The following is a 14,419-nucleotide window of genomic DNA, read 5'->3' on the forward strand; positions in this document are numbered from 1 at the left end:
GGCGCGGCCCTTCCGCCACATGACGCACATCCGTTCTTAACCTCACGGAATACTGGGCCTGAGAGGCTTTGTTCCGCTAGTAAACTTACGGAACATCCGTCCCCCTCGCAGCTGTCCTGCTGCTCCCCCGCACTCCTCTCGCGCTCCCCGGAAGGTTCTTCATGCCCCTGGCCCTGCTCGCCCTAGCTGTGGGCGCCTTCGGCATCGGCACGACCGAGTTCGTGATGATGGGCCTGCTGCCCAACGTCGCTGACGACCTGGGCATATCCATCCCCAGCGCCGGTCACCTGGTCTCCGCGTACGCCCTGGGCGTCGTCATCGGCGCCCCGCTGCTCGCCGCCGTCACCGCGCGCATGCCGCGCCGCCGGGTCCTCATCGGCCTGATGGTGCTCTTCGTCGCGGGCAACGCGCTCTCGGCCGCGGCCCCCGACTACCACTGGCTGATGGCCGCCCGCTTCCTGAGCGGCCTCCCGCACGGCGCGTTCTTCGGCGTCGGCGCGGTGGTCGCCACCGGCCTGGTGGCTCCCGAGCGCAAGGCGCGCTCGGTCTCGCTCATGTTCCTCGGCCTGACCGTCGCCAACATCGTGGGCGTGCCCGTGGCCACGGCCATGGGGCAGCAGCTCGGCTGGCGCGCGACGTTCCTCGCGGTCAGCGCGATCGGCCTGGTGGCCATAGCGGCGCTCGCCCTCCTCGTCCCCGCCGACCACGGCCACGGCGAGAGCGGCGGCCTGCGCGGCGAGATCCGCGCGCTCGGCAGCGTTCCGGTGTGGCTCGCGCTCGGTACGACCGTCGCCGGTTTCGGGGCGCTGTTCTCCGCGTACAGCTATGTGACGCCCATGCTCACGGACGCGGCGGGCTACGCCGAATCCAGCGTTACGTTGCTGCTCGCGCTCTTCGGCGTCGGCGCGACGGCGGGCAACCTGCTCGGGGGCCGACTCGCCGACCACTCCCTGCGGGGCACGCTCTTCGGCGGACTCACGGCGCTCGTCGTGGTCCTCGCCCTGTTCCCGCTCCTGATGGGGGCGGCGTGGAGCGCCGCGATCGCGGTGACGCTGCTCGGCATGGCGGCGTTCACGACGGGTTCGCCCCTGCAGCTGATGGTCATGGAGAAGGCGTCCGCGGCCCCGTCCCTCGCCTCGTCCGCGAACCAGGCGGCGTTCAACCTCGCCAACGCGGGCGGAGCCTGGATCGGCGGCCTCGCGCTGGCCGCGGGCTTCGGCGTGACGTCACCGGCGGTGGCGGGCGCGGTCCTCGCGGTGCTCGGCCTTGCTGTGGCCGGAGTGGCGTACCTGGTCGACCTGCGGTCGCCTGTGTCCGGCGGTGGCCGCTTGGTGGCGGCGCACTCGGTGTCCGACCGTGAGACGTCCCACGCCGGGTAACCCGGTATCCGGGTGAGTGGGTGGGGCGGCTCCCACCCACCGCACCGTCAGACGGACTCGCGCCACCGATTGGTGATCGGAAGGCGTCGGTCCTTGCCGAAGCCCTTCGCGGAGATCTTCGTGCCCGGCGGGTACTGCCGCCGCTTGTACTCGGCGGTGTCCACCATCCGCAGCGTCTTGACGACCAGCTCCCGGTCGTACCCGGCGGCCACGATCGCGTCCGCGCCCTGGTCGCGGTCGACGTACATCTCCAGGATCGCGTCGAGGACGGGATAGTCCGGCAGCGAGTCCGTGTCCACCTGGTCGGGCCGCAGCTCCGCGCTCGGCGGCTTGCTGATGGAGTTCTCCGGGATCGGCGGGGTCTGCCCCCGGTCGACGGCAGCGCGGTTGCGCCACTCGGAGAGCCGGAAGATCAGGGACTTGTAGACGTCCTTGATCGGCCCGTACGCCCCGACCGAGTCGCCGTACAGCGTCGAATACCCCACCGCGAGCTCGGACTTGTTGCCCGGGGCCAGGACGATGTGGCCCTCCTGGTTGGAGAGGGCCATCAGCATCGTGCCGCGCAGCCGCGACTGGAGGTTCTCCTCGGCGAGCCCGGTCAGGCCGAGCGACCCCATGTACGCGTCGAACATCGGGCCGATCGGCACGGTCCGGAAGTTCAGTCCGGTCCGCCTGGCCAGGTCTTCCGCGTCGCTGATCGAGTGGTCCGACGAGTAGCGGGACGGCATGGCGACGCCGTACACGTTCTGTGCGCCGAGCGCGTCGCAGGCGATCGCGGCGGTGAGCGCGGAGTCGATGCCTCCGGACAGGCCGATCAGTACGCTGCTGAACCCATTCTTCGCGGCGTACGCACGCAGTCCGACGACCAGCGCCGAGTACACCTCTTCGTCGTCGTCGAGCCGCTCGGCGTACCCGCCGGTGAGCTCGGGATCGTACGCGGCGACGGGCTCCTGCGAGACGGTGACGTGCTCGATCCGCAGACCGTCGTCCACGATGCCCGACGGCGGCTCGGCAGCGGCGGCGGGCAGCTCCAGATCGAGGACCACACAGCCCTCGGAGAACTGCGGCGCCCGCGCGATGACTTCGCCGTCCCGGTCCACGACGACCGAGTCGCCGTCGAAGACGATCTCGTCCTGGCCGCCGATCATGGCGAGATAGGCGGTGGTGCAGCCGGCCTCCTGCGCGCGCTTGCGCACAAGCTCGAGGCGCTGGTCGTCCTTGTTCCGCTCGTACGGCGACGCGTTGATCGAGAGCAGGAGGCCAGCCCCCGCGGTGCGCGTCGCCGGGACGCGGCCACCGTCCTGCCAGAGGTCCTCGCAGATGGCGAGCGCCACGTCGACGCCGTGCACGCGCACGATCGGCAGGGTCTCGCCCGGCACGAAGTAGCGGAACTCGTCGAAGACGCCGTAGTTCGGCAGGTGGTGCTTGGAGTACGTCAGGATCGCCTCGCCGCGGTGCAGCACGGCGGCGGCGTCACGCGGGGCGCCCGCGGGCTGGCCGTACTTCGGCTTGGCCTCCTCGGTGCGGTCGAGATAGCCGACGACGACCGGCAGCTCGCCGTACCCCTCGTCGTTCAGCCGCGCCGCGAGCGTGCGAAGCGCCTTGCGCGAGGCGTCGACGAAGGACGACCGCAGAGCGAGGTCCTCGACGGGATAGCCGGTCAGCGCCATCTCGGGAAACGCGACGAGGTGCGCTCCCTGCTCGGCGGAGTGCCGGGTCCAGTGGACGATCGCCTCGACGTTCCCGGCGAGATCGCCGACGGTCGAGTCGATCTGATTCAGGGCGAGGCGTAGTTGAGGCACGGTCCCCAGTGTAATCGTCAAAGCGACGCGATGCCCCCGGGGAGGGTGTGGGGCGCCCCACTGAAAGGGGACGCCCCACGGGTCCGACGGTCAGCTGCGGTAGCCGAGGACCGTCATCATTCCCGCCTCCGAGTGGTAGACGTTGTGGCAGTGGATCATCCACAGGCCCGGGTTGTCGGCGTCGAAGTCCACCGCCAGGGTGCCGTTCGGCAGGATGACCGCGGTGTCCTTGCGGGGGCCGCCCGCCACGTTCGCCAGGCCGAACGTGTGGCCGTGCAGATGGACCGGGTGCCACATCGACGTCGAGTTGGCGAAGACCAGACGGACACGTTCGCCCGCGCGGACGGGGTGGCGCTGGTCGGGGGAGTAGGGCTTCTTGTCGAAGGCCCAGTCGTACTTCGCCATCCCGCCGGTCAGCTGGATCCTGATCGTCCGGTCCGGCTTGCGGGACCGGAGGCCGACCGACTGCGCCGCCCGCAGCTTGTCCGCCGTCAGGAGGCGGCCCTTCAGCTCCTTGGGCCGGGTCGATGCGGAGGGCGCCGCGCCGCCGCCCGTGCGGAGGATCGCGAGGCCGGACGCCTTCTTGCCCTCGGCCGCCGCGGTGAGCGGGAACGCGCCGTCCTTGGCGGTGACCAGGACGTCATAGCGCTCGCCCATGCCGAGCAGCAGCGCGTCCGTCTTCGCGTGCTCCACGGGGAAGCCGTCCGTGTGCGTCACCGTCATCTCGTGGCCGCCGAGCGCCACCCGGAAGGCCGTGTCGCCGCCCGCGTTGATGATGCGCAGGCGGATGCGGTCGCCGGGGCGGGCCTTGAAGGAGGAAGGGGCTTCCGGCGTACGGCCGTTGATCAAGTAGTACGGGTACGCCACGTCACCCGCGTCCCCGCCGAGCAGGTCGCTCTTGGCGCCCATCATCATGCGGGAAGGCCCTGAGGGCTTGGGCGTCGCGTCGGTCCGCAGCGACATGTTGGACATGTCGTGGCCGCCGGTGTCGTCGCCGCCCATGTCGTGGCCGCTCATGCCCTTGCTGAGCTCCGCGAGTACGCCGTCCGGTGTCGAACCGTCCACCCCGTCGACCCAGTCGTCAAGGACGACGACCCACTCCTTGTCGTACTTCAAGGGCTCCTTGGGGTCCTCGACGATCAGCGGCGCGTACAGACCGCGGTCCTGCTGGGTGCCCGAGTGGGGGTGGAACCAGTAGGTCCCCGGGTGCGGCACCGCGAAGCGGTAGGTGAAGTCGGCGCCCGGCTTGATCGCCTTCTGAGTGAGGCCGGGGACGCCGTCCATGTCGTTGCGCAGGGCAAGGCCGTGCCAGTGCAGGGACGTGGCCTGGGGGAGGTGGTTGGCGAGCGTGAGGGCGAGGGTGTCGCCCGCGGTGACGCGGACTTCCTTGCCGGGCAGCTGGTCGCCGTACGCCCAGGTGCTGACCGTGCGGTCGCCGAGGTCGAGCTTGGCCTTCATGGCCATGAGCTTCACCTCGCGGACCGCGCCGCCGCCGGCTCGCTTCTTCTCCGCGTCGGCGACTTCCTTGCCGGAGGGGTCGACATAGCCCTCGGGACGGCCCTCGGGACGCGCCTCGGGCTCGGAACCGCCGCCGTGCCCGGCGTGGCCGGAGTCCTGACCGGAGCCGGAACAGGCCGTCAGGATTCCCGAACCGGCGACGGCGGTCGCGGCGCCGAGCAGGGTGCGCCGTGAAGGGGTTCGACGCGAAGGGGTTCGATTCGAAAGGGTGCGCAGGGGTTGATCGCGCATGGCTGAGTACACCTCGTCGTGGTGGTGCGTGCGGATGGGCGCATCCGCTGCTTCTGACATACCGCTCGACGCCCGAAGGCGCGGGCAGCGTGAAGCAGCCGGTGCGGCGGCCTAAATGCGCAGCACAGAGAGACGGGAGAGGAGTATGCGGGGCGGTGGCGGATTGGGCCGGAGTCCGTCGAGGAGCCGGGCGAGTGGCCGCGCGGGAGCGGCGAAGCCGCCGGGGCGCAGCAGGCCTGCCTTCAGGAGCAGTACGAGGGTGAGCGCGGCGAGGACGGCCAGGCACACGGAGAGCGGGTCCATCCCGCCCATTCCGGCGGGTGCGGATGCGGATGCGGCCACGTGGGCCGAAGTCGCCTCGGGCGTGTCCGGCATCGCCATGCCGGGTTGCAGGAAAGTCCCGCCCGGGAGGGCTGAATGCCTGCTGGGGGCGGGACTTTCCTGCATCGCTGCTTGATCGCTTGCGCTGCTGCTGCCGTGGCCGCTGCCGTGGCTGGTCGGGTGGCCGAGCGTATGCATCGTCACGATGCCGAAGAGCAGCGCGGCGAGCAGCAGGAGCTGTCCGCCGTTCGCCGATCTCTTCGATCTCCTCGTGACCGCCATGGGCGAAACCTTACCCCCGGCGGGTATTCGGCGACATGCGGGCCCCGGGTACTCCACTGATCATGACCCCATGACGATTACGGCGAAACCGTCACAAAAGCTACAGCAGCAGCTACTTCCTCCCGATCACCGGCAGCCGTTCCGTCTCACCACCGCTCGCGCCGCCACCGCCGTCCCCCTCCTGCTGGCGCTCGGCGCGGTCGCCTACAGCGCGTGGGTCCTCGAACCGTTCCTCGGGACGGGGCTGTCGCCGGTGAGTTCGTACGTGAGTGAACTCGCCGCCCGCGACCAGCCGTACAGCACGCTGTTCCGCACGACCGACCTGACCGCGGGCCTGCTGATCCTCGCGGGCGCGGTGGGCGCGCTGCTGTGGCTGCCGCGCCGGTGGGGCACGGTCGTGGGGTGGGCGGGGATCGCGCTCTTCGGAGCGGCCACCGTTGTCGACTCCCGGCTGCCGATGAGCTGCGCGCCGACCGCCGACGCGGTCTGCGAGGCGAGGGAGCGGGCGGGGCTCGTGCCCGGGACGCATGCGGCGCACGTGGTGAGCAGCAGTGTCGCGGTGACGGGGGCGCTTGTGGGGATGGTGGTGCTGACGCTCGCGGCGCGGAGGTACGGGGCGGTGCCCTCCCTCGCGGACCCCCTGGGTCTCCTCCTCGTACTCCTCGTACTCCTCGAACTGGCCGCGACGACTTGGACCTTGGCGGCCATCGCCGCCTTCGACGCGGGGTACGGCACGTGGGCGATGGGGGTGGGGCAGCGGCTCCAGGTACTGCTGATCGCGCTCTGGCTGGGGCTGCTGGCGCGTGCGGTGGCTGCGGCGGCACGTCGAGCATGAGTTTCGTACGGATCGGGGGTGGGGCCGGGGGTGGGACCGGGGTGCCGCACCACGTGGAGGTGACGGGGAGCGGGCCTGTGTGTGTGCTGAGCGCGGGGCTCGGGTTGGCGTGGTTCGACTGGGACGCGGTGGTGGAGCGCCTCGCCCCGTGGCGCACGGTCGTCCGCTTCGACCGGCCGGGGGCGGGACTGAGCGGGCACGCGCGCGTGGCACGCACGCTTGTCGGCGAGGCCGAGCGGATCGTGCGGATCCTGGACGCGGTGGGCCTGCCCGGTCCGGCCACGGTGGTCGGACACTCGCTCGCGGGCTTCCACTGCGAGGCGTTCGCCCGCCTCTTTCCGTCGCGCACGTCGGGCCTGGTCCTGGCCGACTCCAGCGTCGAGGAGCGACCGGGGGTACGGGTTCCGCGCGGGGTGCGGGTGGGGGCGGCGCGGGTGTGCGGGGCGGTACTCGGCGGGGTGGGACTGCCGCGGGCGGTGGGGCCTGGCCTGCGGAGGGTGGCGGTGTGGGGTGACTTGGCGTCGGCGGATGGGGTGAGGCGGGTCTACGGGGCGAGTCGCGTGTGGCGGGGGTCGCTCCTGGAGTACGCGACGTACGGCGACATGGCGGCCGAACTTGCCTCCCTCCGCGGTGAGTTCTCCCTCCCCGGGCAACTTCCGGTGACGGTGCTCGCCGCGTACTCGGGGGGCGGGACGAGATGGCTCGACCGGCAGCGAGCCCTCGCCGCCTCGCTCGACGCGGACTTCCGCGTGGCGTCGCCATCAGGCCACCTGCTGATGCGGGACGCCCCGGGGGGCGTGGCGGAGGCGGTGCTGTCCACATCCCGGTGAGACCGCCGCTCCGCGGCGGATTTTTCCCTCCCACCCCGGTTACCCGGCAGTGTGCGTGACCCGCGGAACGTCCGATGGCCGGGGCCCTGAACCACCGCTTCGCGGCGGATTTTTCCCTCCCACCCACCCGATTGCCCGGCATCAATCGGGTGGCAGGTGGGGACTCTCCGTCGCGCGGAGCAGTGGTTTGAGATGGCGCATGGCGGATGGATGCCTGCCCCGCCCCCCTGACTCCCGTCGCGGAGCGGCGGCGAATGCCCCGGACGTCGACGAGCGGTTCGGCGCAGTCGACCAGGAAGCAACCGCGCAGGTCAGCCCTGTTGGTACGCGTATTCGTACTCGTTGAGGAGTACGTATGAGGGGTCCAGGGCGGCGGCCTCGCGAGCCCGGTCCAGGAGCTCGATGAGCGGCGGCGGGATCAGCCCGAGACGGTCGAGGAACTCGGCCCGGCGCTCGGGCAGGTCGTCCATGTCGGCCGCCTCCCTGAGCTCCTCGTCCTCCTCCTCCCGCAGGGCAAGGAGCATCGCCTCGTCCACAGCCTGCCCCTGGCTCTCCAGGTTCACTGCCCGATCCGCGCAGGGCAGCACGGCCATCAGCAGCAGCGCGTCAAGGAGGTTGGCACCGACGATCCCGGCCGAGCCCTCGGAGTCGGCGAACAGCACGGGCCGGTCCTCGCCGTCACCGGCCCCGCACAGGAAGTACGTGCCGCCTCCGCCGTCCTTGGCGATCGCCTCCAGCGGCTCGCCCGAGGCGAGGTGCACCGGCTCCACGTGGGTGATCGGCCCATAGCGTGCGACGCCCGTGTCGAAGCCGAAGGGCCACTCGGCGAGTTCCGCGGCCTTCGGGTCGCTGCGGAGCATGCCGAGCAGGGAGGGCGATGACGTCATGCGGGCAACCGTAGGGCACGGTAGTGGCAGGCAGAAGCGGCAGGCTCCCGCTCCGCCGACGTGTCGGTGCAGCCCCAGTCGGAGGAGCAGCCGGACAGGGCGAGAACCACCAGAGCCGACGAGACACCGGCAAGTGCTCTTGCACGTACTCGCGCAAGTACCCGTGCAAGTACCCGTGCGGGGAACGCTAAGAAGCCCCGTCCCCCCGGCTCTCCCGGAGCCCCCGTACGCTCTCCCGGATCACGATGTGCGTTCCCAGCAGGTGCCTCTCCTGGCCGGAGCGAGGCGCGCCCGCCAGTGCGAGGCGGACCGCTGTTCGGCCCATTTCCTCCGCGGGGATGTGCACGGTCGTGAGGCCGGGAGTGATGTCCGCGGCCACCGGGTCGTCGTTGTAGCCGACCACCGAGACGTCCTCCGGCACCCGGAGCCCGTACTCCCGCAGCGCGATCATCGTGGCCGCGGCCACCCTGTCGTCGCCCGCGAAGACCGCCGTGAAGTCCGGCCTTCCGTCCGCCTTCTTGAGGAGGTCCATGATCGCCTCGTACCCGTGGTTCTGCCCGAAGCCGATGCCGTGCAGGATCGCCTCCTCGCGCGGCACCCCGTGGTCGGCGAGCGCGCGCAGGTAACCGGCGACACGGGCGTCGCCCGTGGTGTGTCCTGGCCGGTAGCCGATCAGGGCTATCTTGCGGTGGCCCGCGCCGAGCAGGTGGCTCGTGATCGCGTACGCGCCCGCCTCGTTGTCGTACTCGACGACCAGCGCGGGGACATCCGGCGCCGGTGCCGGACGCCCGCACAGGATCAGCCGGGAGCCCGCCGCGGCGAGCGCCTCCGCGTACCGCGACATCCGCTCGCGGTACTCGTCGTCCTCGATGACACCGCCCACGAGCACCACCGCCTCGGCGGCCTGTTCGCGCATCATCTGCACCAGGGCGAGCTCCCGGGCCGGATCGCTGTTCGTCGACGCGACGAGCGTGAGCCTGCCACGCTGGGCGGCCTCCATCTCCACGCCCTGTGCGACATGGGCGTAGAAGGAGCTCACCAGCTCGAACATGAGCACCGCGATCGTCTTGCGGCCCGCGCCCGCCAGGGCACGCGCGTGCGCGTTGGCGACGTAGTCGAGGTCCTTGACCGCCCGCAGCACCTTCGCGCGCGACGCCGTAGACGTCGGGTAGTTGCCCGCGAGGACCCGCGAGACGGTCGCGACCGAGACGCCCGCCCGCGCCGCCACGTCGCGGATGGTGACCCGCTCACCCACTGTGTCTCCTCAAGTCCTCAAGTCCTCACGCCGTCAACGCCGTCAAGTAGGCAAGTAGCAGAATCCGGAGCCGGGTTGCCCCCAAGGCAGCCCGCCCCCGGACCATCATCCCGCGCCCGCAAGCATCCCGCGCCCGCCCGGAATCCGGAATCAGTGCGCCGCCTCGTACTCCTTCGCGAACTCCTCGTGCGCCTTCGCGCCACCCTGCGTCTGCCACTTCTTGTATACGGCGTCCCAGTCGGACAGCTTCTTGCGGCCCGAAACGATCGCCGTGACGCCGTCCTCGATGACCTGCTGCATGGACGCGCCCTGCCGGTTGTACGTGTCCGACATCAGACCCCAGTGGTCGTCGCGCACGAGCTGCGGCACCACGGCCTTCTCCCACGTGTGCAGCCGCTCGGTGAGATCGGCGAAGCCGGGGAAGTACAGCGGCTGCGGTGCGTCCATGAGGTAGGCGAAGGGGAGGTTCGTCCTGTTCTCCACCAGGCCGAGGGAGTTGGCGATCGGGTCGCCGTGCTTGTTGTACTCGAAGTGCGTGCCCTCGACGCCCGAGTGCATCAGCTCGTACTCCTTGGAGCCGAACGGCGACGCCAGCCAGTCCAGGACCCGCAGCATCAGCTTGACGCGGTCCTTGGAGGCCTTCTTGATGACGGTGTAGCCGAAACAGCCGCGGTTCTGCTGGTAGACGGGCGTCGCGCCGTCGACCACGTACGGCACCGCGGCGTCCAGCGTGAACTCGTCCTTGATGCCCTGCGCGTTGGAGATGACCGCGCCCCAGCCGTCCGTCATCGAGCGGACCGTGCCGTTCTGGAACTGGGTCTTGAGGTCGACCTGGGAGATCGAGGTGGCGTCGGAGTTGTACGAGCCCGCCTTGCGCATCTTGGACATGTACTCAAGGGCGGCCTTGAACTCGTCGGTCCCGAACATGTCGGTGACCTTGCCGTTCTTGATCTGCCACTGGTTCGGCGCGCCGTGCCACATCGCGTGGTAGAGGTAGCCGAAGAAGCCGACCGACGAGGCGCCGAGCGCGTACTTCTTGTTCTGCGAGCCCTCGCGCGCCATCGTCTGGAAGTCGGCCGCCGACATGCCCGGCTTGTAGCCCGCCTTGTCGAAGGCCTCGCTGTTGATGAACATCGCGCCCTGCACCTTGGCGCGCTCGATCGGAAGGCCGTAGATGCCACCGGAGACGCGGCCCATGCCCTCCCACGCGTACGTGGGGATGTTGGCGAGGTTCGGGTAGTCGTTCACCGCGTCGCCCGACAGGTGCTCCGAGAGGTCGGCGCACCGCGACTTCACGAACTGCGACTCGCGCGGCAGGACGTAGCCGCCACCGAAGTTGATCATGTCGGGCAGGTCGTCGCCGGACATCAGCGTCGACATCTTGGAGCGGAAGTCCGCGTCCGGCACGACCGAGAACTCGACCTCGACACCGAGGGCTTCATTCATCGCCTGCCAGAACTTGTTCGATCCGACCGGCTTCGGCGGGGTGCCGTAGGTGATGGTCATGACCTTGATCTTCTGCTTGCCGTTGCCCGGCTTCTCGGCCGTCGCGGCGACCAGCTTCTCGGGGTACTTGGTGAAGCCCGGCTGTACGCCATCGGCGCTGGGCGCGAGGTCGGGCTTCGGGCCCTTGGCGGGTGTGTACGTCGGCCAGGGCGTCGCCTTCTTGTTGGCGTTGCTGACCGAACCGCCGCCGCTCGAATCCGTGGAGCAGGCGGTGAGCAGGGAGGGGGCCGCGACCGCGGCCCCGCCGACGGCTATGGAGCGCAGCAGCGTACGGCGCGACATCGAGGAACCGGACACAGTGTCAACCTTTCGGACGTGCGGAGTCTTGAGAGTCTTGAGAGAGGTGGCTCAGCTCTTGATGGCGCCCGTGAGCACGCCCTTGGTGAAGTACTTCTGGAGGAAGGGGTAGACGATCAGGATCGGCACGGTGGCGATCACCAGGACGGCCATCTGCATCGTCTGCGGGGCCGAGACGTTCGACGCGTCGCTCAGTCCGGTGTCCGCGATCTGCGAGCCGCCCATGACGTACGTACGCAGGACCTGCTGGAGCGGCCAGTGGTCGGACTCCAGATAGATCGAGGCATGGAACCAGGCGTTCCAGTAGCTCACCGCGTAGAAGAGACCGACCACCGCGAGGGCCGCCTTCGAGAGCGGGAGCACGACCCGCCACAGGATCTGCCAGTCGTTCGCGCCGTCGAGCCGCGCCGCCTCGTACAGCTCCTCGGGCACGCCCTGGAAGAAGCCGCGCAGGACGACCAGATTGAAGACGTTGATGAGGAGGGGGACGATCAGGGAGCTGTAGCTCTCCAGCATTCCCATGCCCTTGACGAGGAGGAACGCGGGGATCATGCCGGGCGGGAAGAGGAACGTGAAGAGGACGATAAGCAGGATCGGCTTTCCGCCGTACACCTTGGGGCGGCTCAGCGCGTACGCCAGGAACGTGGTGCACGCGAGTGAGGCGAGGGTGCCGATGATCGTGACGGCGGCACTGACCCCGAGCGCCTTCGTGACGATGCCGCCCTCGAAGACCTGCTCGTAGGCGCGCAGGGTCGGGTGCGTGGGCCACAGGACCCAGCCGCCGTTGGCGATGACCTCGCGGTTCGAGGCGAACGACGTCGAGATGATGACGAGGAACGGCACGAAGACCATGACCAGGATGGTGACGATCGCCAGGGCCTTGGCCACCTGGGTGACCGGCTTCGGCTTCTCCATCCAGGAGGGGCGGGTGGGGCGCACAGGGCGGGTGGGGCGCCCGGGGCGGACAGGTCGCGCCGGGCGCGCCGGTCGTCCGGGGCGTATCGCGGCGGTTTTCGTGCTCGTGCTCACTTGTAGACCCCCTGCTCGCCGAGGCGATGGGCGACCTTGTTGGCCGCGAAGACGAGAATCGCGCCGACCACGCCCTTGAACAGGCCTGCCGCCGCGGCGTATCCGGTGTCGCCGCCGACGATGCCCTGCCAGAAGACGAAGGTGTCGAGCACCTCACCCGCCTCGGGACCGACCGACTGCCGTTGCAGCAGCATCTGCTCGAAGCCGACGGAGAGGATGTCGCCGAGCCGCATGATCAGCAGCAGGATGACGACAGGCCGGATGGACGGCAGCGTCACGTGCCAGAAGCGGCGCCAGGGGCCCGCGCCGTCGATGGCGGCGGCCTCGTACTGCTGCTCGTCCACCTGCATCAGCGCGGCGAGGAAGATGATCGTGCCCCAGCCGGCGTCCTTCCAGACGACCTGTGCGACGACGAGCGCGGGGTACGCGTCAGGGTTGCCGATGATGTCGACGGAGTGCAGACCCGCCTGCCCGAGCACGGAGTTGAGCAGGCCGGTGTCGGCGAGCACCTGCTGGAACAGGGCGACGACGATGACCCACGACAGGAAGTGCGGCAGATAGACCACCGACTGCACGAAGCGCCGCGTCAGGTCCGAGGTCAGGCTGTGCAGGAGCAGGGCGAGGCCGAGCGGGACCGGGAAGAAGAAGACCAGCTGGAGCACCGCGAGGAAGAGCGTGTTCCAGGTCGCGTGCCAGAAGTCCGGGTCGCCGAACATCCGGTCGAAGTTCTCGAAGCCGACCCAGGGGCTGGCCCAGAGGCCGTCGAAGGGGACGTACTCCTTGAAGGCGACGGCGTTCCCGATGAACGCGCCGTAGTGGAACACCAGGAAGTACGCGACCCCCGGCACCATGAGCAGCAGCAGGACTCGCGAGGAGCGAAACCGTTTCCATCGCTCATCACGCCGTATTTTGTTGCCATTTGGCACGTTACTGCGCTTGCCGGGCGGCTTCACCGCCTCGGTTTCCGTCCGGTCCTTCATCACCGCTGACACGGCAGCCCCTCCGTCGTCGGAACAAGGTGACCGGAATCTAAAGCGGTTACTAAGCCTGGTCAACCCCCTTGACCCCGCGATCTCTTGACCACCGTCCCGACTTCGGCCTAGCCTCCAGGCGCTGTTGGGTAACCGGTTACTACGAGGGATGGTCACGCGTGGCAGACCAGGCAGAGTTGAAGGCTCCACCGATCAGTCAGGCGATCAGTGCGGCGGCCGGTGCGGATGCCGGACCGGCGACCAGACCGGCGGTCACCGCACTCGCCATGAGCGCGGAGGTGGCCGACCGGGTGTTCGCGCCCGACATCCGCGAACGGCTGGCCCGCAGCGTGGAGTTGGCGCCCGCCCTGCTCACCGGGCCGCTCACCGGAGCCGACGCGCGGGCGGTGCTCGCCGACACGGAGATCCTGGTCACGGGCTGGAACTGCCCGCCGGTCACGGCGGAGGTCCTCGCGCACGCACCCCGGCTGCGGGCCCTCGTACATGCCGCGGGGTCGGTGAAACCCGTGGTGACCGACGCGCTGTGGGACCGGGGCGTGGCGGTCTCGTCGGCGGCCGACGCGAACGCGGGGCCCGTCGTGGCCTACACGCTCGCCGCGATCACCTTCGCCTCGAAGGGCGCGCTTTCGACCGCGGCGGGCTACACCGCCGGGTGGCCGCCCTTCACCGAACGGAACGGCGCGGACGCCCGCACCATCGGCATCATCGGTGCGTCCCGCATCGGCCGCGGGGTCATCGCGGCGCTGCGCGCCTCCGACGCGGCCTTGCGGGTGCTGCTCACCGATCCGTACGTCTCGCGGGAGGAGGCGGCAGGGCTCGGCGTGGAGCTCGTCGACCTCTCGGAGCTGTGCCGAAGCAGCTCGATCGTCAGCGTCCACGCGCCCCAACTCCCCGAGACGCTCGGCATGGTGAGCGAGGAGATGCTGAAACTGATCCCGGACGGCGGCACTGTCATCAACACGGCGCGGGGCGCACTGGTCGACACGGAGGCGCTGGCCAGGGAGTGCGGGTCGGGGCGCCTCGACGCGTTCCTGGACGTGACGGACCCCGAGCCGCTGCCTGCGGGGCATCCCTTGCTGGTGCTGCCGAACGTACTGGTCACCCCGCATGTAGCCGGGGCGCAGGGGAGCGAGGTGCGCAGGCTCGGGGAGTACGCGGTGGGGGAGGTCGAGCGGTTCGTGCGGGGGGAGGAGCTGCGGGGGCGGTTGCTGAGGGAGGACTTGCCGCGGATGGCTTGAGGGGAGGGCTGCGCCCG

Annotated in this window: 12 protein-coding genes; 4 read left to right on the forward strand and 8 right to left on the reverse strand. The window is 70.0% G+C overall.

What is annotated here, in order from left to right; translation table 11 throughout:
* Nucleotides 1–161: 161 nt before the first annotated feature.
* Entirely contained in the window at nucleotides 162–1,379 is a 1,218-nt protein-coding gene (locus ACWFRJ_RS10345; RefSeq protein WP_453526743.1) for an MFS transporter, read from the forward strand.
* A gap of 47 nt (nucleotides 1,380–1,426) precedes the next feature.
* On the opposite strand, the gene ACWFRJ_RS10350 is transcribed toward ACWFRJ_RS10345, so the two are convergent.
* From ACWFRJ_RS10350 to ACWFRJ_RS10360, 3 genes are all read right to left on the reverse strand, one after another.
* On the reverse strand, nucleotides 1,427–3,181 hold the full coding sequence (locus ACWFRJ_RS10350; protein WP_453526746.1) for an NAD+ synthase: 1,755 nt from the start codon (nucleotides 3,179–3,181) through the stop codon (nucleotides 1,427–1,429).
* 90 nt (nucleotides 3,182–3,271) lie between these two features.
* Complete coding sequence (locus tag ACWFRJ_RS10355) at nucleotides 3,272–4,930, reverse strand: multicopper oxidase family protein (RefSeq protein WP_453526749.1); 1,659 nt, start codon at nucleotides 4,928–4,930, stop codon at nucleotides 3,272–3,274.
* Nucleotides 4,931–5,041: 111 nt separating this feature from the next.
* Entirely contained in the window at nucleotides 5,042–5,533 is a 492-nt protein-coding gene (locus ACWFRJ_RS10360; protein ID WP_453526752.1) for a hypothetical protein, read from the reverse strand.
* Nucleotides 5,534–5,603: 70 nt separating this feature from the next.
* On the opposite strand from ACWFRJ_RS10360, the gene ACWFRJ_RS10365 reads away from it, so the two are divergent.
* Both ACWFRJ_RS10365 and ACWFRJ_RS10370 read left to right on the forward strand, forming a co-directional pair.
* Nucleotides 5,604–6,368, forward strand: coding sequence for a DUF998 domain-containing protein (locus tag ACWFRJ_RS10365; protein WP_453526755.1), 765 nt, complete (start codon nucleotides 5,604–5,606; stop codon nucleotides 6,366–6,368).
* Entirely contained in the window at nucleotides 6,365–7,198 is an 834-nt protein-coding gene (locus ACWFRJ_RS10370) for an alpha/beta hydrolase (protein ID WP_453526758.1), read from the forward strand. The genes ACWFRJ_RS10365 and ACWFRJ_RS10370 overlap by 4 nt, the downstream gene beginning before the upstream one ends.
* A 311-nt stretch (nucleotides 7,199–7,509) precedes the next feature.
* On the opposite strand, the gene ACWFRJ_RS10375 is transcribed toward ACWFRJ_RS10370, so the two are convergent.
* From ACWFRJ_RS10375 to ACWFRJ_RS10395, 5 genes are all read right to left on the reverse strand, one after another.
* Entirely contained in the window at nucleotides 7,510–8,085 is a 576-nt protein-coding gene (locus ACWFRJ_RS10375) for a hypothetical protein (RefSeq protein ID WP_453526761.1), read from the reverse strand.
* A gap of 187 nt (nucleotides 8,086–8,272) precedes the next feature.
* Nucleotides 8,273–9,340 (reverse strand): LacI family DNA-binding transcriptional regulator, encoded by a 1,068-nt coding sequence (locus ACWFRJ_RS10380; RefSeq protein WP_453526764.1) that lies wholly within the window; start codon nucleotides 9,338–9,340, stop codon nucleotides 8,273–8,275.
* Nucleotides 9,341–9,490: 150 nt separating this feature from the next.
* Complete coding sequence (locus ACWFRJ_RS10385; protein WP_453526767.1) at nucleotides 9,491–11,128, reverse strand: extracellular solute-binding protein; 1,638 nt, start codon at nucleotides 11,126–11,128, stop codon at nucleotides 9,491–9,493.
* A 66-nt stretch (nucleotides 11,129–11,194) separates the two neighbouring features.
* Nucleotides 11,195–12,058, reverse strand: a complete 864-nt coding sequence (locus ACWFRJ_RS10390) for a carbohydrate ABC transporter permease (RefSeq protein ID WP_453526771.1) — start codon at nucleotides 12,056–12,058, stop codon at nucleotides 11,195–11,197.
* Nucleotides 12,059–12,168: 110 nt separating this feature from the next.
* On the reverse strand, nucleotides 12,169–13,023 hold the full coding sequence (locus ACWFRJ_RS10395; RefSeq protein ID WP_190081452.1) for an ABC transporter permease: 855 nt from the start codon (nucleotides 13,021–13,023) through the stop codon (nucleotides 12,169–12,171).
* Nucleotides 13,024–13,430: 407 nt separating this feature from the next.
* Between ACWFRJ_RS10395 and ACWFRJ_RS10400 the strand changes: the two genes are divergently transcribed.
* Nucleotides 13,431–14,402, forward strand: coding sequence for a hydroxyacid dehydrogenase (locus tag ACWFRJ_RS10400; RefSeq protein ID WP_453527210.1), 972 nt, complete (start codon nucleotides 13,431–13,433; stop codon nucleotides 14,400–14,402).
* Nucleotides 14,403–14,419 lie beyond the last annotated feature (17 nt).

The organism is Streptomyces sp. NPDC055239 (assembly GCF_053606205.1).

Bases quoted from the DNA above. Each gene is read 5' to 3' on its own strand.
- ACWFRJ_RS10375 (WP_453526761.1), bottom strand. From the start codon at position 8,085: ATGACGTCATCGCCCTCCCTGCTCGGCATGCTCCGCAGCGACCCGAAG.
- ACWFRJ_RS10370 (WP_453526758.1), top strand. From the start codon at position 6,365: ATGAGTTTCGTACGGATCGGGGGTGGGGCCGGGGGTGGGACCGGGGTG.
- ACWFRJ_RS10365 (WP_453526755.1), top strand. From the start codon at position 5,604: ATGACGATTACGGCGAAACCGTCACAAAAGCTACAGCAGCAGCTACTT.
- ACWFRJ_RS10355 (WP_453526749.1), bottom strand. From the start codon at position 4,930: ATGCGCGATCAACCCCTGCGCACCCTTTCGAATCGAACCCCTTCGCGT.
- ACWFRJ_RS10360 (WP_453526752.1), bottom strand. From the start codon at position 5,533: ATGGCGGTCACGAGGAGATCGAAGAGATCGGCGAACGGCGGACAGCTC.
- ACWFRJ_RS10390 (WP_453526771.1), bottom strand. From the start codon at position 12,058: ATGGAGAAGCCGAAGCCGGTCACCCAGGTGGCCAAGGCCCTGGCGATC.
- ACWFRJ_RS10345 (WP_453526743.1), top strand. From the start codon at position 162: ATGCCCCTGGCCCTGCTCGCCCTAGCTGTGGGCGCCTTCGGCATCGGC.
- ACWFRJ_RS10385 (WP_453526767.1), bottom strand. From the start codon at position 11,128: ATGTCGCGCCGTACGCTGCTGCGCTCCATAGCCGTCGGCGGGGCCGCG.
- ACWFRJ_RS10395 (WP_190081452.1), bottom strand. From the start codon at position 13,023: ATGGTGCCGGGGGTCGCGTACTTCCTGGTGTTCCACTACGGCGCGTTC.
- ACWFRJ_RS10400 (WP_453527210.1), top strand. From the start codon at position 13,431: ATGAGCGCGGAGGTGGCCGACCGGGTGTTCGCGCCCGACATCCGCGAA.